General features: G+C 68.2%; 27 protein-coding genes and 1 other RNA gene. 19 read left to right on the forward strand and 9 right to left on the reverse strand.

Translation table 11 applies throughout. The features are described from left to right. Window position 1 precedes the first annotated feature (1 nt). Entirely contained in the window at window positions 2-604 is a 603-nt protein-coding gene (locus PLC66_RS02225; RefSeq protein ID WP_324537477.1) for a DUF2796 domain-containing protein, read from the reverse strand. A gap of 145 nt (window positions 605-749) precedes the next feature. On the opposite strand from PLC66_RS02225, the gene PLC66_RS02230 reads away from it, so the two are divergent. From PLC66_RS02230 to PLC66_RS02250, 5 genes are read left to right on the forward strand one after another with little or no spacing between them, the layout of a single operon-like run. Continuing rightward, window positions 750-1,199 carry a Fur family transcriptional regulator gene (locus tag PLC66_RS02230; RefSeq protein WP_324537479.1) on the forward strand — a complete coding sequence of 150 codons (450 nt, stop codon included), beginning with the start codon at window positions 750-752 and terminating at the stop codon, window positions 1,197-1,199. Next, window positions 1,196-1,447, forward strand: a complete 252-nt coding sequence (locus PLC66_RS02235) for a hypothetical protein (protein ID WP_324537481.1) — start codon at window positions 1,196-1,198, stop codon at window positions 1,445-1,447. The genes PLC66_RS02230 and PLC66_RS02235 overlap by 4 nt, the downstream gene beginning before the upstream one ends. Before the next feature lies 1 nt (window position 1,448). Further along, window positions 1,449-2,306 carry a metal ABC transporter ATP-binding protein gene (locus tag PLC66_RS02240; protein WP_324537483.1) on the forward strand — a complete coding sequence of 286 codons (858 nt, stop codon included), beginning with the start codon at window positions 1,449-1,451 and terminating at the stop codon, window positions 2,304-2,306. Window positions 2,307-2,338: 32 nt separating this feature from the next. Next, on the forward strand, window positions 2,339-3,205 hold the full coding sequence (locus PLC66_RS02245; RefSeq protein ID WP_324537485.1) for a metal ABC transporter permease: 867 nt from the start codon (window positions 2,339-2,341) through the stop codon (window positions 3,203-3,205). A gap of 15 nt (window positions 3,206-3,220) precedes the next feature. Then, window positions 3,221-4,186, forward strand: a complete 966-nt coding sequence (locus PLC66_RS02250; RefSeq protein WP_324537488.1) for a metal ABC transporter solute-binding protein, Zn/Mn family — start codon at window positions 3,221-3,223, stop codon at window positions 4,184-4,186. Between the two features lie 56 nt (window positions 4,187-4,242). On the opposite strand, the gene PLC66_RS02255 is transcribed toward PLC66_RS02250, so the two are convergent. Continuing rightward, entirely contained in the window at window positions 4,243-5,049 is an 807-nt protein-coding gene (locus tag PLC66_RS02255) for a sulfite exporter TauE/SafE family protein (RefSeq protein ID WP_324537490.1), read from the reverse strand. A gap of 254 nt (window positions 5,050-5,303) precedes the next feature. Between PLC66_RS02255 and PLC66_RS02260 the strand changes: the two genes are divergently transcribed. Both PLC66_RS02260 and PLC66_RS02265 read left to right on the forward strand, forming a co-directional pair. Then, on the forward strand, window positions 5,304-5,699 hold the full coding sequence (locus PLC66_RS02260; RefSeq protein WP_324537492.1) for a PA2779 family protein: 396 nt from the start codon (window positions 5,304-5,306) through the stop codon (window positions 5,697-5,699). 7 nt (window positions 5,700-5,706) lie between these two features. Beyond that, complete coding sequence (locus PLC66_RS02265) at window positions 5,707-6,717, forward strand: PA2778 family cysteine peptidase (RefSeq protein ID WP_324537494.1); 1,011 nt, start codon at window positions 5,707-5,709, stop codon at window positions 6,715-6,717. 82 nt (window positions 6,718-6,799) lie between these two features. On the opposite strand, the gene ssrS is transcribed toward PLC66_RS02265, so the two are convergent. The 4 genes from ssrS to ilvD all read right to left on the reverse strand — a co-directional run bounded on the left by ssrS (window position 6,800) and on the right by ilvD (window position 9,438). Continuing rightward, a non-coding RNA gene (gene ssrS / locus PLC66_RS02270) (6S RNA) lies at window positions 6,800-6,983 on the reverse strand. Between the two features lie 66 nt (window positions 6,984-7,049). Further along, window positions 7,050-7,346, reverse strand: coding sequence for a cell division protein ZapA (locus tag PLC66_RS02275; protein WP_324537495.1), 297 nt, complete (start codon window positions 7,344-7,346; stop codon window positions 7,050-7,052). A 10-nt stretch (window positions 7,347-7,356) separates the two neighbouring features. Beyond that, entirely contained in the window at window positions 7,357-7,551 is a 195-nt protein-coding gene (locus PLC66_RS02280) for a coiled-coil domain-containing protein (protein ID WP_324537497.1), read from the reverse strand. A 36-nt stretch (window positions 7,552-7,587) separates the two neighbouring features. Beyond that, on the reverse strand, window positions 7,588-9,438 hold the full coding sequence (gene ilvD, locus PLC66_RS02285; RefSeq protein ID WP_324537499.1) for a dihydroxy-acid dehydratase: 1,851 nt from the start codon (window positions 9,436-9,438) through the stop codon (window positions 7,588-7,590). Between the two features lie 98 nt (window positions 9,439-9,536). Between ilvD and PLC66_RS02290 the strand changes: the two genes are divergently transcribed. Further along, the gene (locus tag PLC66_RS02290; protein ID WP_324537501.1) at window positions 9,537-10,223 is read left to right on the forward strand and encodes a YceH family protein; all 687 of its coding nucleotides are present in this window, start codon (window positions 9,537-9,539) and stop codon (window positions 10,221-10,223) included. 54 nt (window positions 10,224-10,277) lie between these two features. Further along, window positions 10,278-11,078: a prolipoprotein diacylglyceryl transferase gene (gene lgt, locus PLC66_RS02295; protein WP_324537503.1), complete on the forward strand. Its 801-nt coding sequence runs from the start codon at window positions 10,278-10,280 to the stop codon at window positions 11,076-11,078. A gap of 10 nt (window positions 11,079-11,088) precedes the next feature. Here the strand turns inward: lgt and PLC66_RS02300 are convergent, their stop codons facing one another. Further along, window positions 11,089-11,475 (reverse strand): DNA-binding transcriptional response regulator, encoded by a 387-nt coding sequence (locus tag PLC66_RS02300; RefSeq protein WP_324537505.1) that lies wholly within the window; start codon window positions 11,473-11,475, stop codon window positions 11,089-11,091. A 192-nt stretch (window positions 11,476-11,667) separates the two neighbouring features. Between PLC66_RS02300 and PLC66_RS02305 the strand changes: the two genes are divergently transcribed. The 10 genes from PLC66_RS02305 (at window position 11,668) to PLC66_RS02350 (ending at window position 20,469) form a co-directional block, all read left to right on the forward strand. Then, entirely contained in the window at window positions 11,668-13,056 is a 1,389-nt protein-coding gene (locus PLC66_RS02305; protein WP_324537507.1) for a malonyl-CoA decarboxylase, read from the forward strand. 16 nt (window positions 13,057-13,072) lie between these two features. Next, a complete protein-coding gene (locus PLC66_RS02310; protein WP_324537509.1) occupies window positions 13,073-15,520 on the forward strand; it encodes an EAL domain-containing protein in 2,448 nt (815 codons plus the stop codon). Continuing rightward, on the forward strand, window positions 15,517-16,695 hold the full coding sequence (locus PLC66_RS02315; protein ID WP_324537511.1) for a hypothetical protein: 1,179 nt from the start codon (window positions 15,517-15,519) through the stop codon (window positions 16,693-16,695). The genes PLC66_RS02310 and PLC66_RS02315 overlap by 4 nt, the downstream gene beginning before the upstream one ends. After that, a complete protein-coding gene (locus PLC66_RS02320) occupies window positions 16,682-17,140 on the forward strand; it encodes a hypothetical protein (RefSeq protein WP_324537513.1) in 459 nt (152 codons plus the stop codon). Before PLC66_RS02315 ends, PLC66_RS02320 begins: the two co-directional genes overlap by 14 nt. A gap of 206 nt (window positions 17,141-17,346) precedes the next feature. After that, on the forward strand, window positions 17,347-17,553 hold the full coding sequence (locus PLC66_RS02325; RefSeq protein ID WP_324537515.1) for a hemin uptake protein HemP: 207 nt from the start codon (window positions 17,347-17,349) through the stop codon (window positions 17,551-17,553). Between the two features lie 43 nt (window positions 17,554-17,596). After that, window positions 17,597-17,839: a (2Fe-2S)-binding protein gene (locus tag PLC66_RS02330; protein ID WP_324537517.1), complete on the forward strand. Its 243-nt coding sequence runs from the start codon at window positions 17,597-17,599 to the stop codon at window positions 17,837-17,839. Continuing rightward, window positions 17,836-18,315: a bacterioferritin gene (gene bfr / locus PLC66_RS02335; protein WP_324537519.1), complete on the forward strand. Its 480-nt coding sequence runs from the start codon at window positions 17,836-17,838 to the stop codon at window positions 18,313-18,315. The genes PLC66_RS02330 and bfr overlap by 4 nt, the downstream gene beginning before the upstream one ends. Before the next feature lie 53 nt (window positions 18,316-18,368). After that, window positions 18,369-19,274, forward strand: coding sequence for an energy transducer TonB (locus PLC66_RS02340; RefSeq protein WP_324537521.1), 906 nt, complete (start codon window positions 18,369-18,371; stop codon window positions 19,272-19,274). Window positions 19,275-19,276: 2 nt separating this feature from the next. Further along, a complete protein-coding gene (locus tag PLC66_RS02345; RefSeq protein ID WP_324537523.1) occupies window positions 19,277-20,053 on the forward strand; it encodes a MotA/TolQ/ExbB proton channel family protein in 777 nt (258 codons plus the stop codon). Then, entirely contained in the window at window positions 20,053-20,469 is a 417-nt protein-coding gene (locus tag PLC66_RS02350) for an ExbD/TolR family protein (protein WP_324537525.1), read from the forward strand. The genes PLC66_RS02345 and PLC66_RS02350 overlap by 1 nt, the downstream gene beginning before the upstream one ends. Window positions 20,470-20,485: 16 nt before the next feature. Here PLC66_RS02350 and PLC66_RS02355 read toward each other — a convergent pair whose 3' ends face one another. Then, window positions 20,486-20,896, reverse strand: coding sequence for a Fur family transcriptional regulator (locus PLC66_RS02355; RefSeq protein WP_324537527.1), 411 nt, complete (start codon window positions 20,894-20,896; stop codon window positions 20,486-20,488). A gap of 157 nt (window positions 20,897-21,053) precedes the next feature. Continuing rightward, entirely contained in the window at window positions 21,054-22,052 is a 999-nt protein-coding gene (locus PLC66_RS02360; protein WP_324537529.1) for a cytochrome-c peroxidase, read from the reverse strand. Window positions 22,053-22,057 lie beyond the last annotated feature (5 nt).

A 22,057-nucleotide genomic window follows, 5' to 3' on the forward strand; every position in this document is an offset into this window, starting at 1 on the left:
CTCACAGCGACAGGACCGCCGCACCGGGCTTGAGCACCGCGGCCCCCTGCCCGCTCTCCGCCGCGCGTACCGCACGCAGTTCGCGCAGGCGCGGGAAGACGTCGAACAGTTCGACGCGCAGGGCGTCGAGTGCCGCGGGACGGGCACACTCGAAGCGGTAGGTGGCGATCAGGTCTGCATGGCCCTCACGCGCGCCCACACCGTGGTCGTGATCGTGATCGTGATCGGCAGGCTGTTCCTTTCCGGCCTGCAGCGGCCAGGGCGAGTCGAGCACTGTCTCGGCGAGCACGCAGCCCGCCGCCTCGGGCAGCCGGAACAGCTCGGCGCCCTGGCTCAGGCGGGCCTCCGCATCGGCCAGGGTAGCGCGCTGTGCGGCGGTGGCCGGCGCATGCTCGAAACCGACCAGATTATCGAGCGGCGTACTGAGTTCGATCAGAAGCTCCGCCCCCTCGATGGCGACACTCAGATGGGCGACGCCATGTTCATGGGCACCGTGGGCACGCTGGGCGTGGGCAGGGGGCATCAAGGCGCTCGCACAGACGGCGAGCAGCGCCAGGCGGGAAACGGCGGCAAGCGGGGGGTTGAACCTGGTTCGAGTGATCATGTGCGTTTAGAGGTTCTTGATTGACGGGAGGCTGGAAAGCTGCGGCGAGGCTTCGACGTCGCGCTGCGCCGCAGGTTCTTCTAATGCTACAATGTTGCATCAGTAACGCGCCAGTCAGCCGCCTGCCTCCACCCGCCCAACGCTCATGCCCGCCCATGTTCCCAGCTCCGCCCGCGAACTGATCACTGCCCATGGCGGCCGGGTCACACGCACCCGTGTCGCGGTCATCGAGGCGCTGCGCGCCTCGGACCATCCGCTGTCGCATGACGAGATCGGCGCCGAGCTCGCAGCAGCCGCCATTCCCCACGACCGCGTGACCCTTTATCGCGCGCTCGAATGGCTGGTCGAGCAGGGTATTGCGCAGCGCATTGCCGGCGGCGAGCGTGCCTGGCGCTTCGAGCTCCGGCGCGAGGACGCCCATCGCCACGCCCACTTCCATTGCGACCGCTGCGGCCAGATCCTGTGCCTGGAAGACGTGCCCGCCACGGCCAGCCCCGCACTGCCGGCCGGCTTCGAACTCGACCGCGCCGAACTCGTGCTGCACGGCGCCTGCGCCGACTGCGGCCGCCGGGGCGTGGCGGAGGGCTCGCGATGAGCCATCACGATCACGCGCCAGCCACGGCGCCCCTGCGGCCCCAGCCGCAGGCTCACTCGCACGCCCATTCACATTCGCACGGCCAGGCGTCCGCTGCGTCGACCGCCACGCATCGTCACACCGAGCGCGGCGGCGCACGCCCTTTGCCCGCGCGCAGCCTGCTCGGCGCCGGCCTGGGGACACGGCTCGGAGTTGCGGCGGGTGCGCTCGCGCTGCTGTGGCTGAGCATCCTGTGGGCGCTGGGCTGACATGGATCTCGCGTTGCCCCCCATGATCCGCCTCGACAACCTGACCCTGGGCTACGACCGCCACCCGGCGGTGCACCACCTGTCGGGGGAGATTCCCGCCGGTGCGCTGGTGGCGGTCGTCGGCCCCAATGGCGCGGGCAAGTCCACCCTGCTCAAGGGTATCGCCGGCGAGCTGCGCCCGATCGGCGGCCGCATCGTGATGCCGGCGCTGCCTGCCGGCGGCGTGGCCTACATGCCGCAGCGCGGCGAGATCGACCACAGCTTCCCGGTGTCGGTGTTCGAGGTCGTCGCCATGGGCCTGTGGCACGAGATCGGCGCCTTCGGCGGCCTGTCGCGTGCGCAGCGTCAGCGCGTGCGCGAGGCCTTGTCCGCAGTCGGCCTGTCGGGCTTCGAGTCGCGGCCGATCGGCTCCTTGTCGGGCGGCCAGCTGCAGCGGGCACGCTTCGCACGGCTGATCCTGCAGGACGCGCCGCTGATCCTGCTCGACGAGCCCTTCGCCGCCATCGACAGCCGCACCGTGGACGACCTCGTCGCCCTGATCCTGGGCTGGCACGCCGAAGGCCGCACCATCCTCACCGTGGTGCATGACCTCGAGCAGGTTCGCCGCCACTTCCCCACCGCGCTGCTGTTGTCGCGCGAGCCGGTCGCCTTCGGCCCCACCGCGCAGGTGCTCACGCCCGAGTTGCTGGCGCGGGCCCGCCGCCTGTCCGAGGCCTTCGACGAGCACGCTCCGGAATGCCACATCGAGAACGTGGCCGTGCTGCCGCTGCCGGCAGCGCCCGCACACGATCACGGCCACGGTGAAGGCCACGGACACGCGCCGGCTCACGCCGCGCACGATCATCGCCACAGCTCGTAAAGCGCTTCACTCCGCCATCGCGCCCCTCCCCCGTGACCGAACTCCTCCTTACCCCCTTCACCGAGTTCGCCTTCATGCGCCGCGCGCTCGCCGGCTGCCTGGCGCTCGCGCTTGGTGCCACGCCGGTCGGCGTGTTCCTGTTGCTGCGCCGCATGAGCCTGATGGGCGACGCCATGAGCCACGCCATCCTGCCCGGCGCCGCGCTCGGCTACCTGGCTTTCGGCCTGTCGCTCGGGGCGATGACCGTGGGCGGCATCGTCGCCGGCCTGGTGGTGGTGCTGGCCGCCGGTCTGGTGACGCGCGCCTCCATCCTCAAGGAGGACGCCAGCCTGGCGGCCTTCTACCTGCTGTCGCTGGCGGCGGGGGTGATGATCGTGTCGCTGCGCGGGCGCAACCTCGACCTGCTGCATGTGCTGTTCGGCTCGGTGCTCGCGCTCGACGATGCCTCGCTGCTGCTCATCGCCAGCATCGCCAGCGTCACCGTGGTCTGCCTCGCCATCCTGTTTCGGCCGCTGGTGATGGAATGCTTCGATCCCGCCTTCCTGCGCGGGGTCAGTCGCTGGTCGCCGGTGGCGCATTACGGCTTTCTGATGCTGGTGGTGATCAACCTGGTGAGCGGCTTCCACGCCCTCGGCACGTTGATGGCGGTCGGCATCATGATCCTGCCCTCGGCCGCCGCCCGCCTGTGGGCGAAGGGACTACCGCTGCTGTTGCTGCTTGCGGTGCTGTTCGCCTTCGGCAGCGGCGTCGCCGGTCTGCTGCTGTCCTTCCATGCCGACGTCCCGGCCGGGCCTGCGATCGTGCTGATGTGCGGCGTGGTGTATTTCGTTTCACTGCTGGCCGCGCCGGGCGGCCTGCTCGCCGGACGGCTACCCGTACGCCACCACCTCGAATCCTGAAGGCTGAATCCTGCAATGACGATGATGACCAAGACCCGCCCCTCTGCCATCGGCCGCAGCCTGCGCGCGCTGGCCACCGCCTGCACTGCCTTGCTGCTCGGCACCACCGCCCACGCCCAGGCGCTGGAGGTGACGACGAGCTTCAGCATCCTCGGCGATCTCGTGGCGCAGGTCGGCGGCGAACGCGTGGCGGTGCGCACCCTGGTGGGCGCCGATGAGGACGCCCACGCCTTCCAGCCCCGACCGTCGGACGCACGGGAGATCGGCAGCGCGGCGCTGGTCGTGGTCAACGGACTCGGCTTTGACGACTGGATGGTGCGCCTGGCGCGCGCCGGCGGCTACAAGGGCAAGGTCGTGGTCGCGAGCGAAGGCATCGCCACCCTGACGATGGCGAAGAACGATGGCCACGGTCATGGTCATAACCATGGCCATGGCGGCAAGGCGGTCGATCCGCACGCCTGGCAAGACGTCACCAACGTGCGCCGCTACGTCGCCAACATCGCCGACGCGCTGGCGCAGGCCGATCCGCAAGGCGCCGCCGTCTATCGGCTCAACGCCGAGCGCTACGACGGCGAACTGAAGGCGCTCGACGCCGAGATCCGCGCCGCCTTCGACGCACTGCCCGCCGAGCGGCGCAAGGTGGTGAGCTCGCACGATGCATTCGGCTATTTTGGCCGCGCCTACGGCCTCCGCTTCCTGTCCCCGGTCGGGGTGGCAAGCAACGCCGAGCCCACCGCCCAGGGCGTCGCCCGTCTGATCCGCCAGATCAAGGCCGACAACGTGCCTGCGGTGTTCATCGAGAACGTCGCCGACCCGCGCCTCATCGAACGCATCCGCAGCGAGAGCGGCGCGCAGGTCGGAGGCACCCTGTATTCGGATGCACTGTCGAAGGCAGACGGTCCAGCGTCCAGCTACATCCAGATGATGCGCAGCAACCTGGATGTGCTGCGCACGGCGCTGGCGGCGCCCGCAGACAGGTAGGTCTCGCCAGCGGGGTTGGCGCCGCAACGAGTGGGCGCCACCCCACGCCGCGTGCCTCAACCGAAAAGACTGTGCAGCATTTTTGCCGAGAGCAGCACCAGCACCCCGGCGAAGACCTTTTTCAGCGTCGCCACCGGCAGGCGATGGGCAAGCTTCGCGCCGAGCGGAGCGAAGAACATGCTGGTCGCGGCCACCACCACCAGCGCAGGCAGGTAGATGAAGCCCAGCGTGAGCGGCGGCATGTCGGGCGCTCCCCAGCCATTGACCAGATAGCCCACCGTGCCCGCGATCGCGATCGGCAGCCCGATCGCGGCCGAAGTCCCGATCGCGTTCTGCATCTTGACGTTGCACCAGCTCATGAACGGCACCGACAGCGAACCGCCGCCGATCGCCACCAGCGCCGAGAACCCGCCGATGCCCAGACCGGCTGCGCTCATCCCGACCGCCCCGGGTAGCTCGCGCGAGGGCTTGGGCTTGATGTTGAGCAGCATCTGGGCCGACACGTAGGCCATGAAGAGCGAGAAGAAGATCGCCAGCGGCACGGTATCGACGCGCGCGGCGATGAAGGTGCCGCCAAAGGTGCCGAGCAGGATGCCGGGCGTGATCAGGCGCACCACGTCCCAGCGCACCGCACCGTGGCGATGATGGGCCCGCAGGCTCGACACCGAGGTCAGCACGATTGCCGCCATCGACGTGCCGAGCGCCAGATGCATCACCTGGGCCTGCGGAAACCCCTGGGCGAGGAACAGGGAGGTCAGCATCGGCACCATGATGCCGCCGCCGCCCACCCCGAGCAGACCCGCAAAAAACCCCACCGCGGCCCCGAGCAAGGGGTAGGCGAGCCACCAGACATTCACATCCATGCGCTTCTCACTTGTGTTGAAACCGCCCCCGCAGGCCGATTCAGGCCAGGCGGCGAAACCCTGAACTATCAACCACGCCCCCGCCTGCCGGCAAGCCGCCACGCGTGCGCAGGCCGCCCTTGCGCGACGACCGAAGCATCTGGATGCAATCTTCCCCCGCGCATCACCACACCCGGCGGATGCGCGTCGCCTATAGTCTACGGCCGCCGCCGCGGCTGACGGCGCGCGTCCCGCAACCAATCGAGGAGAAAACAATGAAACGAATCCAGCGTCTGCTCGCCATCGTGCTCAGCGCCAGCGTCCTCAACGCCACTGCCCTCCACACCGCGCATGCCGCTCTGGTCCCCACCGAGGAAGCGGCCCGGCTGGCAGGCGTGACCCAGGCGGAATCCGGGCATGCCCGCCTCAGCGCAGCGTTCGCGCGCGAGGACGTCCGTGCCGAACTGCTGCGCCAGGGTGTCGACCCGGCCCTCGCACAGGCACGCATCGCCGCCCTCACCGACGCCGAGGCGACGCGCCTGGCCGATCAGATCGACAGCGCACCGGCCGGCGGCATCATCGGCGCCATCCTGCTGGTGTTCTTCGTGCTGCTGTTCACCGACATCCTGGGCCTGACCAAGGTCTTTCCCTTCACCCGTTCGATTCGCTGAACGCGGCATGCCGACCGGCACCCTTGCAGCCGCCGCGGTGCCTGGCGGCCGCCCCCTGGGGCCCACGCGACGATCGCGCTGCGCCCCCCTCTTCGCGCTCGTCCTGCTGCTGGCCGCACTGCTCGCAGGCGGCTGCGCCACCCCCTCGCCCGGGCTGCTGGCGCAGCCCAACGCCGGGCTGCCGAGCCGCGTCGAACTCGCCGACACCCCCTTCTTTCCCGACGACAGCCATTTCTGCGGACCCGCGGCGCTCGCCACCAGCCTGTCCGCCGCCGGCCTGCCAACCCGGCCGGAGGAACTCGTCGGACAGGTCTTCCTGCCCGGCCGCGAAGGTTCGCTGCAGATCGAGATGCTGGCCGGCGCGCGCCGCAACGGCGCGGTCGCCACCCTGATCCCGGGCACCCTCGAGGCCTTGTTGCGCGAGGTCGCCGCCGGTCATCCGGTGATCGTGCTGCAGAACCTCGGCCTGTCGTGGGCACCGTCCTGGCACTATGCAGTGGTCGTCGGCTACGACCTCGAGGCCGGCGAGATCCTGCTGCGCTCCGGACCGATGAAGCGCCAGGTGCTCGGCCTGCGCACCTTCGAGCACACCTGGAAGCGCAGCGCGCACTGGGCCTTCGTCACCCTGCCCCCCGGCCGCTTGCCACTGACCGTCAGCGCGGCCGACGCGACCGAGGCCTTGATCGCCTTCGAGCGCTCGGCGCCCCCCAGGTCAGCAGCCCTGGCCTATCGCAGCGGCCTGCAGCGCTGGCCGCACAGCTATGCGCTGGAAATGGGTCTGGGCAATGCCCTCCATGCGGCGCGCGACCTCCCCGGTGCCGAAGCGGCCTTTGGCCGCGCCGCCGACACCCATGACCAGGCGGCCGCGCACAACAATCGCGCACGCGTGCTGCTCGAACTCGGCCGCCCCGCCCAAGCACGGCAGGCGGCGGAACGAGGCCTGGCCGTCGCCGGCCCCCTGCGCGCCACGCTGCTCGACACGCTGCGGGCGATCGACACTGCAATGCCCGCGCGCTGACCCGCGCCGGCGCAAACGGGAGAAGGGTCAGGGAGGCAGAATGTGAAGAAGGCGCGGTGATCGCTCACCGCGCCTTCTCTGTTGGCCCCCCGCCTGTGCCGTTTCCATCGGGCATCCTGAACCTAGGGTTCAGGGAGGTCGCATCCCTTCCGCTTCAGGATCACCCGACTAGGGGCATTCACACCAGCGGCATCAATGGTCAGCGACCGAGTCTCTCGACTATTGGTTCAAGGAATCTACGACTTCAACGAACACTGCAGGGGATTGATCTTACGTGCCCGACAGACTGCCCGGATCACCGGAGAACGTCTCCGAAATAGCTCGAAAAGCATTTAAAAGAGCTTTTCTTGCTGACCCAGCACCCCGTCGAGGCGCGCTTTCATGAGCCCGATTCTACGCTTCATGCCCGGCATGTCAAACCCATTGCCACGCTGGAACTGGAGGAACTCGTGGGCGATGTTGAGCGCGGTCATGACCGCCAGCTTTTCACCGTTCGAGTTGGTCTTCTGCCCCAGTTCACGGAACTTGTCGTCAAGATAGGCGACCGTTGCCAGCAGTTCATCGCGGTTTTCCGGCGCGCAGGAGACTCTGTACTCCTTCCCCAGCAGCATCACGTCCAGATGGTCCATCGACACGGTATCAGGCCTCCGGCAGGCTTTCTAGCAAGCGCTCGACACGTTCGGCGGCATGCCGAACCTTGTCGGAGAGCTGGCGGTTGTCGGCTTCGAGCCGCACGATGCGTCCGCGCAGCCCGGCGTTGTCGGCCTTGAGGCGTTCGTAGTGGCCGATCAGTTGCTCGAGCTGGGCTTCGAGTTGCGCGAGTTCGGTATCCATGGCGTCGATGGTAGTGAGCGACCGAAGACCGGTCAATCAGCGCTGGACCTGGGTCACGTCACGCACCGCACCGGTGTCGGCCGAGGTCGTGAGCGCTGCGTAGGCCTGCAGCGCAGCCGACACCGCACGCTCGCGCTTGACCGGCTTCCACGCTGCCGCGCCCCTCGCCTCCATCGCCGCACGGCGACGGGCCAGTTCGGCGTCGTCGATGACGAGGTGGATGCGGCGCTTGGGGATGTCGATCTCGATGGTGTCACCGTCCTCGACCAGCGCGATGGCACCGCCCATCGCCGCCTCCGGCGAGGCGTGGCCGATCGACAGGCCGGAGGTGCCACCGGAGAAGCGGCCATCGGTGAGCAGCGCGCATTGCGCGCCCAGTCCGCGGCTCTTGAGGTAGGAGGTGGGATAGAGCATCTCCTGCATGCCGGGACCCCCCTTCGGCCCCTCGTAGCGGATCACCACCACGTCGCCCGCCTGCACCTGCTCGCCAAGGATGCCGTCCACCGCGTCTTCCTGGCTCTCGTACACCCGGGCCGTGCCGGTGAACCTCCAGATCGACTCGTCTACGCCGGCGGTCTTCACGATGCAGCCCTTCTCGGCGATGTTGCCGTAGAGCACGGCCAGCCCACCGTCGGCAGTGAAGGCATGGGCCTTGTTGCGGATGATGCCCTTCTCACGATCGGCATCGAGCTCCTTCCAGCGCCGGTCCTGGCTGAAGGCGACCTGGGTCGGCACGCCGCCGGGGGCCGCGCGATAGAAGGTATGGACCGCCTCGTCATCGGTACGCTTGATGTCCCACTTGGCGAGCGCCTCGGCCATCGAGGCGCTGTGCACGGTGGGCACGTCGGTGTGCAGCAGGCCGGCGCGGTCGAGCTCGCCGAGGATGGACATGATGCCGCCGGCGCGATGCACGTCCTCGATGTGCACGTCGGCAATCGCTGGCGCGACCTTGCACAGGCAAGGCACGTGGCGGCTGATGCGGTCGATGTCCTTCATGGTGAAGTCGACCCCCGCCTCCCGCGCGGCAGCGAGCAGGTGCAGCACGGTGTTGGTCGAGCCGCCCATGGCCACGTCCAGGCTGATCGCGTTCTCGAAGGCCTTGAAGCTGGCGATCGAGCGCGGCAGCACCGAAGCGTCGTCCTTTTCGTAATAGCGGCGGGCGAGATCGACGATGCGGTGACCGGCCTCGCGGAACAGGCGCTCGCGGTCGGCGTGGGTGGCGAGCGTGGTGCCGTTACCCGGCAGCGACAGGCCGAGCGCCTCGGTGAGGCAGTTCATCGAGTTGGCGGTGAACATGCCCGAGCACGAGCCGCAGGTCGGGCACGCCGAGCGCTCGATGGCGTCGACCTCCTCGTCCGAGCAGTTCTTGTCGGCGGCCTTGACCATCGCATCGACGAGGTCGAGCGAGATGACCTTGGACTCCCACTTGACCTTGCCGGCCTCCATCGGGCCGCCGGAGACGAAGATCGCCGGGATGTTCAGGCGCAGCGCGGCCATCAGCATGCCCGGGGTGATCTTGTCGCAGTTCGAGATGCACACCAGGGCGTCGGCGGTGTGGGCGTTCACCATGTACTCGACGCTGTCGGCGATGAGCTCGCGCGAGGGCAGCGAATACAGCATGCCGCCGTGACCCATGGCGATGCCGTCATCCACCGCGATGGTGTTGAATTCCTTGGCGACGCCGCCGGCGGCCTCGATCTCGCGCGCGACGAGCTGGCCGAGATCCTTCAGGTGCACATGGCCGGGCACGAACTGCGTGAAGCTGTTGGCAATGGCAATGATCGGTTTTTCAAAGTCGCCGTCCTTCATGCCGGTGGCGCGCCACAGGGCGCGGGCGCCCGCCATGTTGCGGCCGGCGGTCGAGGTGCGGGAACGGTACTGGGGCATGAAGGCGCTCCGGAAAATCTGCAGAGAAGACCGCGATTCTAACGCGCGCGACGAAGCATGCGTATCATCTTGGGTCCCGTCACCCGCCAGGAGCGCCCATGCAAGACTCGAACCCCGCTGCCGACAACGCTGGCGAACCCGGCTTCGACCTGGACGCGGCCGAGCTCCGCGTGCTGGGCGTGCTGATGGAGAAGGCCTTCATCACGCCCGACGCCTACCCGCTGTCGATCAACGCCATCACCACCGGCTGCAATCAGCTCACCGCGCGCGAGCCGGTGATGAGCCTGTCCGAGGCCGAGGTGCAGGCGGCCATCGACAGCCTGATCGCACGCCGCCTCGTGTCCAAGCGCGACCAGGCCAGCGCACGCGTGCCGAAGTACGAACATCTGGTGCGCCTGCGCCATTCGCTGCCGCCGCCCGAGCAGGCGGTGCTGGCCATCCTGCTGCTGCGCGGCGCACAGACCGCAGGCGAACTGCGTCAGCGCTGCGAGCGCCTGTACCGCTTCGACGACGTCGCCGCGGTCGACGCGGTGCTGGAGCACCTGGCCGAAAAATATCCGCCCCTGGTCGCCGCGCTGCCGCGCGCGCCCGGCACCAAGGAGACGCGCCACGTACACCTGCTCGGTGGCGAGGCTGCGGTGCAGGAGATGGCCGAAGCCCAGGCCGGCGGGGCGGCGGGCGGCCGCGCACGAATCGCGGAACTCGAGGACGAGTTGCGCCGTCTGCGTGAGGACTTCGACGCGCTGCGGCGCGAGTTCGACACCTTCCGCCAGCAGTTCGACTGACGGCGCCGGCGCCCCGGGCGCCCGACCCTCCAGGCAATCCACCCCGCCCCGCCCATGCTGACCCACCCGCAGTTCGACCCCATCGCCTTCTCGCTCGGCCCGCTCTCGGTGCGCTGGTACGGCCTGATGTACCTGATCGCCTTCGTGCTCTTCGTCGTGCTCGGCCGCCTGCACGCCAGGCGCCGGCCCGAGCTGGGCTGGAACGCGCAGATGATCGACGACCTGCTGCTGTACGGGGTGATCGGGGTGATCGTGGGCGGACGCCTGGGCGAAGTGCTGTTCTTTCAACCCACTTACTACCTGCAGCACCCGGGCGAGATCCTCGCCGTGTGGAAGGGCGGCATGAGCTTTCATGGCGGCTTTCTGGGCGTCCTGGTGGCCATGTGGCTGTATGGCCGCCGCCACGGCAAGGGCTTCTGGCAGGTCACCGACTTCATCGCGCCCCTGGTGCCAACCGGACTCGCAGCCGGGCGCGTCGGCAACTTCATCAACGGCGAACTGTGGGGTCGGCCGGTCAGCACCGAGCTGCCGTGGGCGATGGTCTTCCCCTGGGTGGACGCGGCGCCGCGCCACCCCTCGCAGCTCTACCAGGCCGCGGGCGAGGGACTGCTGCTGTTCGTGATCCTGTGGCTGTATGCCGCCAGCCCGCGTCCGCTGCGTGCCGTGTCTGCCGTGTTTCTCATCGGCTACGGCAGCCTGCGCTTTGTCGCCGAGTTCTTCCGCACGCCCGACCCGGGCATCTTCGGCACGCTCTCCCTCGGCCTGTCGACCGCGCAGTGGCTGTGCGTGCCGATGGTCGTCGCCGGCGTGCTGCTGCTCGCCATGACCCGCCGCACCCCATCTTCATCGAACTGACGGCGTCAGCTCAGAACAGCAGCGACGGCGCACGGTCGACGAGAAGGCCGGGGATGTCTGCAGGCGCGCTGATGGCGTCCGCACCGAGCGCGCGTGCCGCCCGCGCAGGCATGGAGTCGAGCGCCGGCACGGCGACGACGATGAAGCTGCCCGGCGCCATGCGCTTGAGAAGGCCGACGAAGCGCGCCGGCTCGTCGGGCGCGACGCGCCAATCGAGCACCACCGCGTCGGGCAGGGTCTGGAAATAGAGTTGCAGGGCCTGGCTCTCGCTCGACGTCTGTCCGACGATGTCCATACCCGTCGCATCGAGCGCATGTTGCAACAGACGCACGCCGCCGCGCGCCTGCTCGTCGGGCACGACGAGCAGCACTCGCAGGGATGGGTTGGAGCGGCGCATCGTGAAGGTCACCCGGGAATAAGCTTATGCCGAAGATGACATAGCCATTTGGTATGTGCAAGCACGAAAGCGGAAAATTGTCACGACGTGCCCGACTTGGGCGAGAGCAATTCGCGGCTTGCACGTTATGATCGGTGCAATTATTCAGCACGGGTCGGGACAGACGCTGACAAGACCCGGCAGGAGGAGAACATGACTGGCTCGGGACTCGTATCACGTGGCATCTCCAAGGTTCGCGAACTGGTGGCGAATGCCACGCATTTCGGCAAGGCGCCAGAGGGCGATGACCTCGATCGCATCCGTACCCAGCTGACCGAGTGTGCGGAGGGGCGTGGCGGCGAGGTGTCGACGCGGCAACGTGCGGCACGCCTTGCCGAGACCTACCTGCGCCTTGACGACGCGGGGCGGCATGCCTTCCTCAAATTGATCGCGCACGAGTTCGGGCCCGATCCCGAGCGCGTGGCCGCCGCCCACCAGGACTATCAGGACGCGATCGGCACGCCGACGCAGTGGGATGCCGAGGCCCGCCTGCGGGCGGCGATGCGCTCGCGCCGCCTGCGCATCCTGACCCAGTTCAATGCCATCCCGCAGGGGGTCAAGTTCCTCGTCGACCTGCGCGCCGACCTGCTGCGCTTCCTGCCCGAAGACCCCTTGCTCAAACCGCTCGACCGCGAGCTCGAGGCGCGCCTGTCGGCCTGGTTCGACGTCGGCTTCCTCGAGTTGCAGCGCATCACCTGGAATTCGCCGGCGGCCCTGCTCGAGAAGCTGGTCGAGTACGAGGCGGTGCACGAGATCCGCTCCTGGAAGGACCTCAAGAACCGCCTCGACTCCGACCGCCGCTGCTACGCCTTCTTCCATCCGCGCATGCCCCTGGAGCCGCTGATCTTCGTCCAGGTCGCCCTGCTCGAAGAGCTCGCCGACGACGTCCAGCGCCTGCTCGACATCGAGGCGCCGCTGGCCGATGCGAGCAAGGCGACGACGGCGATCTTCTACTCGATCAGCGCCACCCAGGCCGGCTTGCGCGGCGTCAGTTTCGGCAACTTCCTGCTCAAGCGCGTGATCGACGACCTCAAGCGTGACTTCCCGCGCCTGAAGAGCTTCGCCACCCTGTCGCCCATCCCCGGGCTGGTGCGCTGGGTCCAACGCAATCCCGAAGAGCTCGCCGAAGCCATCACCGCGGCCGACTGGAAACGCCTCGCGGCCTTCGGCGTCAGCGACACCGACATCAACGCGCCCCAGCTTGGCGCCCTGCTCAACGACGACACTGGCTGGACCAAGGACGACAAGCTCGCCCAGGCGCTGCGCGAACCCCTGCTGCGACTGGCCGCCCGCTACCTGCTCGAGGCACGCCGCGGCGACCAGCCGATCGACACGGTCGCCCGCTTCCATCTCGGCAACGGTGCCCGCATCGAACGCCTCAACTGGCTTGCCGACACGTCCGAGAGGGGCCTGAGCCAGTCCTGGGGAATGATGGTGAACTACCTCTACGACCCTGATCGCCTCGAGGCCAATCTCGAGGACTTCGCCAGCGAGGGGCGGATCGACGCCTCCTCCGCCGTCAAGCGCATGGCCAAACGCTGAGCGCCGCCCCCTCCCCATGCTGTTTCCACTGCGCCACTCCTCGATCCGCATCCGCCTGCTGCTCGCCAGCACGGTGGTGCAGATCGTGCTGCTGAGCCTGTTGCTGGCCAACAGCGTGCGCCTGATGAACAACGCCGTCTCGGCGAGCCTGGACACCACCATCGGCCAGAACGCCAGCATGCTCCATGCAATGAGCACGGCGTACGGCGACCAGCAGCGCTTCGACGCCATGCAGGATGTGCTCGGCGAACTGCTCGAGGGCGCCGAGGAGGGCCTGGTGTACGTGCGCATCGTGGGCGCCGACAACCACACCCTGGTCAGCGCCGGTCTCGGCGAACTGCAGGAGCTCCCGCCACCAAGCGAACACCGCCCCGGCTTCGTCGAACGGTTGCTGGGACATGAACTGGTCCATGTGCGCCGCCCCTTGCTGCTACCGCGCAACGAGGTCGGCTTCCTGCAGTTCGGGGTCTCGGTGGCGGTGCTCACCGATGCGCGCCGCGCCATCATGGAACAAGGCCTGGCGATCGCGCTGATCGAGATCGCGCTCACCTTCGTTCTGCTGTCATCGCTCGGCTACCTGCTGACGCGCAACCTTCGCCGCCTGCTCGACGGCAGCAAGGCAATCGCTGACGGCCAGCTCGAATATCGCGTTGCCGCGCGCGGCAACGACGAACTTGCGGTCATCGCCCGCCACTTCAACATCATGGCAGCGACCCTGCAGCAGCGTGTGCTCGAACTGCAGCAGACCGCACAACGCCTGCGCGCCAGCGAAAAGCGCTACGCCATGGCCCTGCATGGCGCCAACGACGGCCTGTGGGACTGGGACATCCGGGCCGGCACGGCGTACTACTCCGAGCGTTTCTGCCAGATCCTCGGCCTGCCGCCGGAGGCGATGCCGGCCGTACCCGAGGCCTTCCTCGAGCTCGTCCACCCCGACGACCGCAACGCCTATCGCCAGCGCCTGGTCGCACACCTCAAGGCCGAGAGTGCCCAGTTCATGGTTGAGCACCGCGTCCGCCTGCCCAACGGCGAGTACCACTGGGTGCTGATGCGGGGCGTCGCCAGCCGCGACGACGACCTGCGGGCGATCCGCATGGCCGGCTCGCTCGGCGACATCAACCTGCGCAAGCGGGCCGAGCAGCAACTCGTACACGACGCCCTGCATGACGGCCTCACCGGCCTGCCCAACCGCGCCATGTTCATCGAGCACGTCGACCGCGCACTGGCGCAGCGGCGCCGCGGCAACGGACATCAGGTCGCCGTGCTCGCCATCAACCTCGAACGCTTCAGCCTGGTCAACGACAGCTATGGCCATGCCGCCGGCGACGAGCTGCTGCGCGCCGTTGCCGGCCACATCGCCTCCATCATGCGCGACGGGGACGTCTGCGCGCGGGTCGGTGGCGACCAGTTCGCCGTGCTGCTCAACGGTTTGAGCAACTCGACCGAGGCCCTGCGCATCTGCGAGGACCTCATTGCGCTACCCGCCTTCGCCGCGAGCGCCACCGAGCAGCTGCTGCATCCGCGCTGCCGGGTCGGCGTCGCCCTCAGCGACAATGACCGCGAGGACGCCGAGTCGCTGCTGCGCGACGCCGACAACGCGCTCCACAAGGCGCGCCGCAGCGAGACCGCGGCGATCGAATTCTTCCAGCCGTCGATGCACGCCCAGGCCCTGCGCGCCCTCAAGATCGAGACCGAACTGCGCAGCGCGCTCGCTCACGGTGGCCTCACGGTGTTCTACCAGCCGATCATCAGCCTCTCCACGCGCCGCCCGACCAGCTTCGAGGCTCTGGTCCGCTGGCCGCACCCGACGCTCGGCCTGCTGTCTCCGGCCGAGTTCATCCCCCTCGCCGAGACGCTGGACCTGATCCATCAGGTGGGCATGGCGGTGCTCGCAACCGCCTGCGCCGACATCCGCGACTGGCGCCAGCGCCTGCCCGATACGCCGCCGCTGCCCGTCAGCGTGAACCTCTCCGCACGCCAGCTCGCGCGCGATGGGCTCGCCGAGGAACTGCTTGCGGCCATGGACCGCGGCGGCGTGTCGCGCGGCGCGATCCGCTTCGAGGTCACCGAGAGCCTGCTCGCGCGCCCGGACGGTCCGGCGATCCGCAGCCTGCATGCGTTGCGCAATGCCGGCATCGACATCCTCATCGATGACTTCGGCACGGGCTTCTCGACCTTGAGCTACCTGCACACCATGCCCTGCAACCAGGTCAAGCTCGACGGCTCCTTCGTGCATTCGATCACCCGCGACGAACGGCTGCGCGCGATCGTCCGCCACAGCATCGAGCTCGCTCACGACCTGGGCATGACCGTGGTGGCCGAATGCATCGAGGAAGAAGAGCAGCTCACCATCCTGCGCGATATGGGCTGCGACTACGGTCAGGGCTACCTGTTCTCGCGTCCGCTCGATCGCGATGCGACCTTTGCCAGCCTGCAAGCCCATTCGGGGGACTTATGTTCATGAGCAAATGGCCGCTCGCGGCACTGGCCGTGCTGGCCCTTCCCGCGGCCGCCCAGCCCGCCCCGGACTGGCAGTTCTCGGGCTTCGCCACCTTGGGGGCGGTCTACACGCGCTCGGACGACCTGCAGTTTGCGCGTGTCGGCATCGACGCACCGGGCGGCAGACGGGTCGACACCGGCCCCGACTCGGTGCTCGGCCTGCAGGCCGGCCTGCGTTTCGGCGAGCGCAGCAATGCCGTGCTGCAGATCGTCACCCGCGAGACCCAGCGCGGCGACCATCGCCCGAGGCCGGCACTCGCCTTCGTGAGCCACGCGCTGACGCCCGCGCTCAGTGTCCGCGCCGGTCGCCTGCGCAGTCCCTTCTTCATGCTGTCGGACTCGGTCGACATCAACTACAGCCATGCCTGGGTGCGCCCACCGGTCGAGGTCTATGGCCTGAACCCGTTTTCAGACCTCGATGGCATCGACCTGCTGCATCGCAAGACCTACGGCGACACCCACATCGAGTTCCACCCCTACCTGGGTCGCAGCAAGATCCCGGTGATCGGTGGCGGCGATGCGGAACTGTCGCGGCTGCTTGGCATGAACGTGACCGTCGAATTCGGCGAGTTCAGCCTTAGCCTTGGCCACGCCACCGCAGACCTCTCGGTGCGCCGCAGCTCGCAGGGTTTTCGCGACTTCGTGGCACCGCTGCCGCCCGAGCTGCAGGATCGACTCAGCGGCAGCGATGCCCGCGCCAGCTTCAGCTCGATCGGACTGCAATGGGATGACGGGCGCTGGCGCTTCAGCGCCGAACTGGCACGCAACACGGCCAAGGCCTTCTCCAACAGCGCCTCCGGTGCGTACGCCTCCCTCGGGCGGCGGCTCGGCAACTTCATGCCTTACGTGACGCTCGCCCGTCAGCGCGAGGATGATCCCGTCATCCGCCCCGAGGAAGCGGGCATCCATGCAGGGCGGATTACGCTGTTCAACCGCTCCCGCAACCAGTCCCAACGCAGCGCCACGGCCGGCCTGCGCTGGGACTTCACGAGCGAGGCCGCGTTCAAGGCCGAACTGAGCCATGTCCGTACCGACCGCGGCGCCTACGGGGCCTTCATCGCACGCGGCAACCCCTTCGCACCGGGCCTGGACCATCGCGTGATCAACCTGCTGAGCGTGTCGGTCGATGTGGTTTTCTGATCTGCCCCGCGCTCGACGCCTGCACGGCACGGTGTTGCTGGTGCTGCTGCTCGTCCTGTGCGCCCCGGCGTTCGCGCAGTCGGCGTCGATCGTGGTCGTGACCGCGGCCGACGGCCCGCTCGCCGAGCTCGACCGCAGCACGACCGAGCAGCTGTATCTGGGCCGGCGCGGCAGCCTGTTCCAGGGCCAGGGCGTCCTCCTGGTTGACCTGCCGTCGGGTCCGGTCCGCGATGAGTTCTACCTGCGCCTGACGCGGAAGAACCCCAGCCAGATCCGCGCCTACTGGTCGCGCCTGGTCTTCACCGGCCGCGCGCAGCCGCCGCGGGAAGCCGCGAGCACGGAGGAGGCACGTCGCATCGTGCTGCAAACCCCCGGCGCCGTGGCCTACCTGCCCCGCGCCGAAGCCGAGGATCCGGCACTGCGCATCCTGTTCAGCCTCGACTGAAGCGGCGGGGCGTGGCAACGCCGGCTGGCGCCGATCATCGCGGCCACTGCCGCTGGTGTCGATCACGTTCTCTCAGCCACTCTGCCCGGCCTTGCGCGAAGCGGGCTCGTCGCCGCGGTTTTCGCCCCGACGCTGACGAAGACAATTGACGGCCTCTTTGGCTGATGATTTAATGCGAATTATTATCATTCGTTTAACTTCAGATCATGGCCCATGGTCGCACTGCAAGCCCCTCGGCACCTGCTCACGCGGAAGACGAGCCCCCTTTGGCACGGCCCCCACGGCCCGGGGCAGACGCGCGGGTCCTTAGCGAAGCGCTGTTCGCAGGGCGCAGCACCCTGACCATCGAGCACGAAGGCACTCAATACATCCTGCGCGCGACGCGCAGTGGCAAATTGATTCTCACCAAGTGATCACGCGCCCCCGAGGGGCAAAATTCTAAAGGGAGGCTAGACTATGTACGTATGCGTTTGCCGCGCGGTCACGGAGCGTCATATCGATCAGGCGGTGCAGGCCGGTGCGCGCAACTTGCGTGACCTGCGCGCCGGACTGGGGGTCACGGTGGACTGCGCAAGCTGCGCACGCCATGCCCACCACTGCCTGCGCGCCGCCGTACAGGGTCGCTGCTTATCCCAGGACCCGCTCGTGCCGCCGGCCACAACGCTGCACCCTGTCAATCTCTCCCTGGAGGCAGCATGAAAGGCGACAAGAAGGTCATCCAGTTCCTCAACAAGCAACTCACCATCGAGCTGACCGCGATCAACCAGTACTTCCTGCATGCGCGCATGTACAAGAACTGGGGTTTCGAGCACCTCGGCAAGCACGAGTACGACGAGTCGATCGAAGAGATGAAGCATGCCGACCTGCTGATCGAGCGCGTGCTCTTCCTCGAGGGGCTGCCCAACCTGCAGAACCTGAACAAGCTCCTGATCGGCGAAAACGTACCGGAGTGCCTGCACGGCGACCTCAAGCTCGAGCAGGGCGGCCGCGAGAACCTGATCGAGGCCATTGCCTACTGCGAGTCCTGCAAGGACTACATCTCGCGCGAAATCTTCGAGCACATCCTCGACGACACCGAAGAGCACATCGACTACCTCGAGACCCAGCTCGGCCTCATCGACAGCGTCGGCCTGCAGAACTACCTGCAATCGCAGATGAAGCCCGCCTCCTCGTAACAGCCGCCCCGATTCACCCGCCCCGTCAAGGGGCGCAGCCCCGCCCCCTGACGATGCTGCCTGCCGCACCTGCCGCGCAACTGATCGACTTGCCCAATTTTGCCGCCGCCGACGCCTCCACTCCGGATGCGCCCCACAAGGCGCACGAGGTGCCCACGCGCGGGGTCGCAGCGGCGGCTGCCCAGTCCGCCACGCTTGGCGCTGGCGGTCGCATCGGCCTTGCGGCCCTGGTTGTGGCCTTGCATCTGGGCGGACTCGCCGCCCTCGCCCACCTGAGCCAGGATCCCGTCATCCCGCCGCAGCCGGAGCCGATCCAGGTTTCGTTGCTGGCCGCCGATCCGGTGCCGGCCCCGGTCGTCGAAGCGCCGCGGCCCCCTGCCCCCGAACCGACGCCCGCCCCCCCACCGCGCGTGGAACCGCCACCCGAAGCACCGCCGCCCGAGCTGCGCCAGCCACCGCCCCCTGCGCCGAAGCCGGTGGTGCGCAAGCCCCCACCGCCCAAGCCGGTCGCTGAACAGGTGCCCCCCAAAGCGCTCACCGAGTCGCCCACGGCCTTGCGCACGGCCGAGGACAGCCCGCCCGCCGTCGCCGAACCCAGCCCGGCGCCGCCGGTCGCACGCCAGGAGGCCGCAGCTGCGCCCGCGACCACGGGCGCCCCGGTGGCGGCGCCGATCACGGCGGCCCGCTTCGACGCCGCCTACCTCAACAATCCGGCGCCGGCCTATCCGATGGTGTCGCGCCGCATGCGCGAGGAAGGCCAGGTGATGTTGCGCGTGCTCGTATCGGCCGACGGCCAGCCCAATCGCATCGAGCTGCGCACCAGCTCCGGCTCCGAACGGCTCGACCGCGCCGCACAGGAGGCCGTGTCGCGCTGGCGCTTCGTGCCTGCCCGCCAGGGCGAGCGCGCCATCGAATCCTGGGTGCTGGTACCTATCGTCTTCAAACTCAAGGGAAACTGAACATGGACAGTTCGCAGGCATTCGGCCTCGCCCACCTGTGGGCGCAATCCGACTTCATCATCCGCGCCGTGGGCGTGATCCTGCTGCTGATGTCGATCACCAGCTGGTACCTGATCCTGATGCGCGCGCTGCGCCAGCTGCGCGCGCGCCGCCACGCCGAAGCGGTCGAGGCCTTCTGGGCCGCGCCCGACCTGGACAGCGGGCTCAAGCGCCTCAATCAGCAGGCCCCCGACTCGCCCTTCGAGGCCCTCGCCGAGCAGGGCGCGGCCGCGGCCCAGCACGTGCGCCGCCACACCCGCAACGACACGCTCGGCGGCACCCTCGATGCCGACGAGGTGATCACGCGCGCCTTGCGCAAGTCGATCGCCCTGTCGACCGCGGCCCTCGAGTCAGGCCTCACCGTGCTCGCCTCGATCGGCTCCACCGCGCCTTTCGTGGGCCTGTTCGGCACGGTGTGGGGCATCTACCACGCCCTGGTCAATATCAGCGCCTCGGGCATGGCCACGCTCGACAAGGTCGCCGGACCGGTGGGCGAGGCGCTGATCATGACCGCCTTCGGCCTGTTCGTCGCCATTCCGGCGGTGCTCGCCTACAACGCCATCACGCGCGCCAACCGCGTGGAGCTGTCCGAGCTGGACGCCTTCGCCCATGACCTGCACGCGGCCTTCTCGACCGGCTCGCGCATTGCCTCCGCGACCGCGCGCCACGACGACAAGGACGATGGCGCCAGGCTCGCGAGCTTGGGCGCCACGCCTGCCGCCAACCACGGAGCGGCATGATGGCTTTCGGCGGATTCAGCCAGGGCGACAACCGCCCGCTGCAGAGCGAGATCAACATGGTCCCGCTGATCGACGTCATGCTGGTGCTCTTGATCGTGTTCATGATCACCGCCCCGCTGCTGACGCACTCGGTCAAGATCGACCTGCCGCAGGCCTCGAGTGCACCGACCGAGCAGAAGCCGGAGACGATCGCGCTGTCGCTCGATGCCGAGGGCGGGATCTTCTGGAACAAGGACCAGATCGACGTGCTCACCCTGCCTGCACGCCTGGCCGCTGCAGCGGCACAGACGCCGCAGCCGGAACTGCACTTGCGCGCCGACCGCAACACGCGCTACGAGACGATCGCCGACGTCATGTCGAAGGCGCGCAGCGCGGGCATCGAGAAAATGGGCTTCGTGACACTGCCCGAGGGATGAGGGCAGCCGCGCGGGCTCAGGCGCCGCGGTTGCGCACCCGGACGATCACATCGACCTCCTGCAGCTCCACCCCTTCGGGGAGGCGCGGCGCACCGATCACCTCGATCTCGTCGGCAGCGAGGTCGCGCACCTCGCCGGTATCCATGTTGTAGAGATGAAAGTGCGGCGTCGTCGTCGAGTCATAGACGATGCGCTGCGGGTCGACGAAGAGCTCGCGCACGAGCTGCTTTTCGGAGAAGAGCTTGAGCGTGTTGTAGACGGTAGCCCGCGACACCTCGGGCGCAGAGCGCTTCACCTGCTCCCAGATCTGGTCGGCGGACATGTGCACGGGCGCAGAGAACAGCACGCGGGCAATCTCGATGCGCTGGTGAGTGACCGGCACGCCCGCCTTGCGCAGGCAAGCAATCGCGTCGGAGGGGCTATACATGGCGGTCTCTCTGGTCAGAATCGGGCTTGCCGGGGTCTTGTACGTGCCTGCTGCGTTCGCAGGCGACGTCGAAATGCTGAACCTCTTCGCCCGTCAACGTCAACAGGCGCCCGCGGCTGATCCCACGGGCGCCTGTCGCCTTGCCTGCCGTTTGTCCTTACTTGAAGGGATCCGGGCGCGGCGTGGCGTTGCTCGACGGCGGCAGGATCGGCATCGTGATCTGCGGCTGGTCACCGGTCAGCGTCTTCAGGAAGGCGACGATGTTGCCGATCTCGTCCTCGCTGTAGGTGCGGCCGAGCTGCAGGCGACCCATGATATCCACCGCCTGCTCCAGCGTGGCGGCCTCGCCATCGTGGAAGTAGGGGTAGGTCATTTCCACGTTGCGCAGCGTGGGCACCTTGAAGTTGAAGCGGTCGGCATCCACGCCGGTCACCGCCGAGCGCCCCTCGGCCGGCGAGGTCGACTGGTAGGCCTCGACCACACCCATGCGCTGGAAGGAGGTGCCGCCTGCGGCCGGGCCATTGTGGCAGGCGACGCAGCCGCTTTCCTTGAACAGCGTGTAGCCGGCAAGCTCGTTGGCGTTGAGGGCCTTGTCGTCGCCCTTGAGCCACTGGTCGAAGCGCGCGTTCGGGGTGACCAAAGTCTCCTCGAAGGCGGCAATGGCGGCCGTCACCATGTCCATGTCGATCTGTTCCTTGCCGAACACGGCCTTGAACTCGCTGACATAGCCCGGGATCGACTGCAGCACGTCGAGCGCCAGCGTGTGCGGCATGTTCATCTCGACGTCGGCCTGGATCGGCCCCCCGGCCTGCTCCTGCAGGTTGGCGGCGCGGCCGTCCCAGAACTGCGCGATGGCGAGGCTGGAATTGAGTACCGTCGGCGAGTTCACCGGGCCAGCCTTCCAGCCGTGACCGATGGAGGTCTTGAGGTTGTCGGTGCCGCCCCGTGACAGGTTGTGGCAGGTGTTGCACGAGATGATGCCGGACATCGACAGGCGGGGCTCGAACCACAGCTTCTTGCCCAGTTCGACCTTCGCTGGCTCGGCAACCTTGGCCGGTTCGATCGGCTTGATCGGCTCGTCACGGACCGTTGCCGCCCACGCTCCCCCGGCCACGGCCAGCGCCACCACCACTCCCACGGCTTTCAGCTTCAACATCATGC

The organism is Thauera sp. (assembly GCF_035444905.1).
Lineage (GTDB): Bacteria > Pseudomonadota > Gammaproteobacteria > Burkholderiales > Rhodocyclaceae > Thauera.

What these genes read in the sequence shown, in the direction of transcription:
- ilvD (WP_324537499.1), bottom strand. Translation starts at nt 9,438, where the DNA reads ATGCCCCAGTACCGTTCCCGCACCTCGACCGCCGGCCGCAACATGGCG.
- PLC66_RS02265 (WP_324537494.1), top strand. Translation starts at nt 5,707, where the DNA reads ATGCCGACCGGCACCCTTGCAGCCGCCGCGGTGCCTGGCGGCCGCCCC.
- lgt (WP_324537503.1), top strand. Translation starts at nt 10,278, where the DNA reads ATGCTGACCCACCCGCAGTTCGACCCCATCGCCTTCTCGCTCGGCCCG.
- PLC66_RS02225 (WP_324537477.1), bottom strand. Translation starts at nt 604, where the DNA reads ATGATCACTCGAACCAGGTTCAACCCCCCGCTTGCCGCCGTTTCCCGC.
- PLC66_RS02260 (WP_324537492.1), top strand. Translation starts at nt 5,304, where the DNA reads ATGAAACGAATCCAGCGTCTGCTCGCCATCGTGCTCAGCGCCAGCGTC.
- PLC66_RS02325 (WP_324537515.1), top strand. Translation starts at nt 17,347, where the DNA reads ATGGCCCATGGTCGCACTGCAAGCCCCTCGGCACCTGCTCACGCGGAA.
- PLC66_RS02315 (WP_324537511.1), top strand. Translation starts at nt 15,517, where the DNA reads ATGAGCAAATGGCCGCTCGCGGCACTGGCCGTGCTGGCCCTTCCCGCG.
- PLC66_RS02310 (WP_324537509.1), top strand. Translation starts at nt 13,073, where the DNA reads ATGCTGTTTCCACTGCGCCACTCCTCGATCCGCATCCGCCTGCTGCTC.
- PLC66_RS02330 (WP_324537517.1), top strand. Translation starts at nt 17,597, where the DNA reads ATGTACGTATGCGTTTGCCGCGCGGTCACGGAGCGTCATATCGATCAG.
- PLC66_RS02290 (WP_324537501.1), top strand. Translation starts at nt 9,537, where the DNA reads ATGCAAGACTCGAACCCCGCTGCCGACAACGCTGGCGAACCCGGCTTC.
- PLC66_RS02350 (WP_324537525.1), top strand. Translation starts at nt 20,053, where the DNA reads ATGGCTTTCGGCGGATTCAGCCAGGGCGACAACCGCCCGCTGCAGAGC.
- PLC66_RS02250 (WP_324537488.1), top strand. Translation starts at nt 3,221, where the DNA reads ATGACGATGATGACCAAGACCCGCCCCTCTGCCATCGGCCGCAGCCTG.
- PLC66_RS02355 (WP_324537527.1), bottom strand. Translation starts at nt 20,896, where the DNA reads ATGTATAGCCCCTCCGACGCGATTGCTTGCCTGCGCAAGGCGGGCGTG.
- PLC66_RS02360 (WP_324537529.1), bottom strand. Translation starts at nt 22,052, where the DNA reads ATGTTGAAGCTGAAAGCCGTGGGAGTGGTGGTGGCGCTGGCCGTGGCC.
- PLC66_RS02320 (WP_324537513.1), top strand. Translation starts at nt 16,682, where the DNA reads ATGTGGTTTTCTGATCTGCCCCGCGCTCGACGCCTGCACGGCACGGTG.
- PLC66_RS02230 (WP_324537479.1), top strand. Translation starts at nt 750, where the DNA reads ATGCCCGCCCATGTTCCCAGCTCCGCCCGCGAACTGATCACTGCCCAT.
- PLC66_RS02300 (WP_324537505.1), bottom strand. Translation starts at nt 11,475, where the DNA reads ATGCGCCGCTCCAACCCATCCCTGCGAGTGCTGCTCGTCGTGCCCGAC.
- PLC66_RS02345 (WP_324537523.1), top strand. Translation starts at nt 19,277, where the DNA reads ATGGACAGTTCGCAGGCATTCGGCCTCGCCCACCTGTGGGCGCAATCC.
- PLC66_RS02305 (WP_324537507.1), top strand. Translation starts at nt 11,668, where the DNA reads ATGACTGGCTCGGGACTCGTATCACGTGGCATCTCCAAGGTTCGCGAA.
- PLC66_RS02280 (WP_324537497.1), bottom strand. Translation starts at nt 7,551, where the DNA reads ATGGATACCGAACTCGCGCAACTCGAAGCCCAGCTCGAGCAACTGATC.
- PLC66_RS02235 (WP_324537481.1), top strand. Translation starts at nt 1,196, where the DNA reads ATGAGCCATCACGATCACGCGCCAGCCACGGCGCCCCTGCGGCCCCAG.
- PLC66_RS02255 (WP_324537490.1), bottom strand. Translation starts at nt 5,049, where the DNA reads ATGGATGTGAATGTCTGGTGGCTCGCCTACCCCTTGCTCGGGGCCGCG.
- PLC66_RS02340 (WP_324537521.1), top strand. Translation starts at nt 18,369, where the DNA reads ATGCTGCCTGCCGCACCTGCCGCGCAACTGATCGACTTGCCCAATTTT.
- bfr (WP_324537519.1), top strand. Translation starts at nt 17,836, where the DNA reads ATGAAAGGCGACAAGAAGGTCATCCAGTTCCTCAACAAGCAACTCACC.
- PLC66_RS02240 (WP_324537483.1), top strand. Translation starts at nt 1,449, where the DNA reads ATGGATCTCGCGTTGCCCCCCATGATCCGCCTCGACAACCTGACCCTG.
- PLC66_RS02275 (WP_324537495.1), bottom strand. Translation starts at nt 7,346, where the DNA reads ATGGACCATCTGGACGTGATGCTGCTGGGGAAGGAGTACAGAGTCTCC.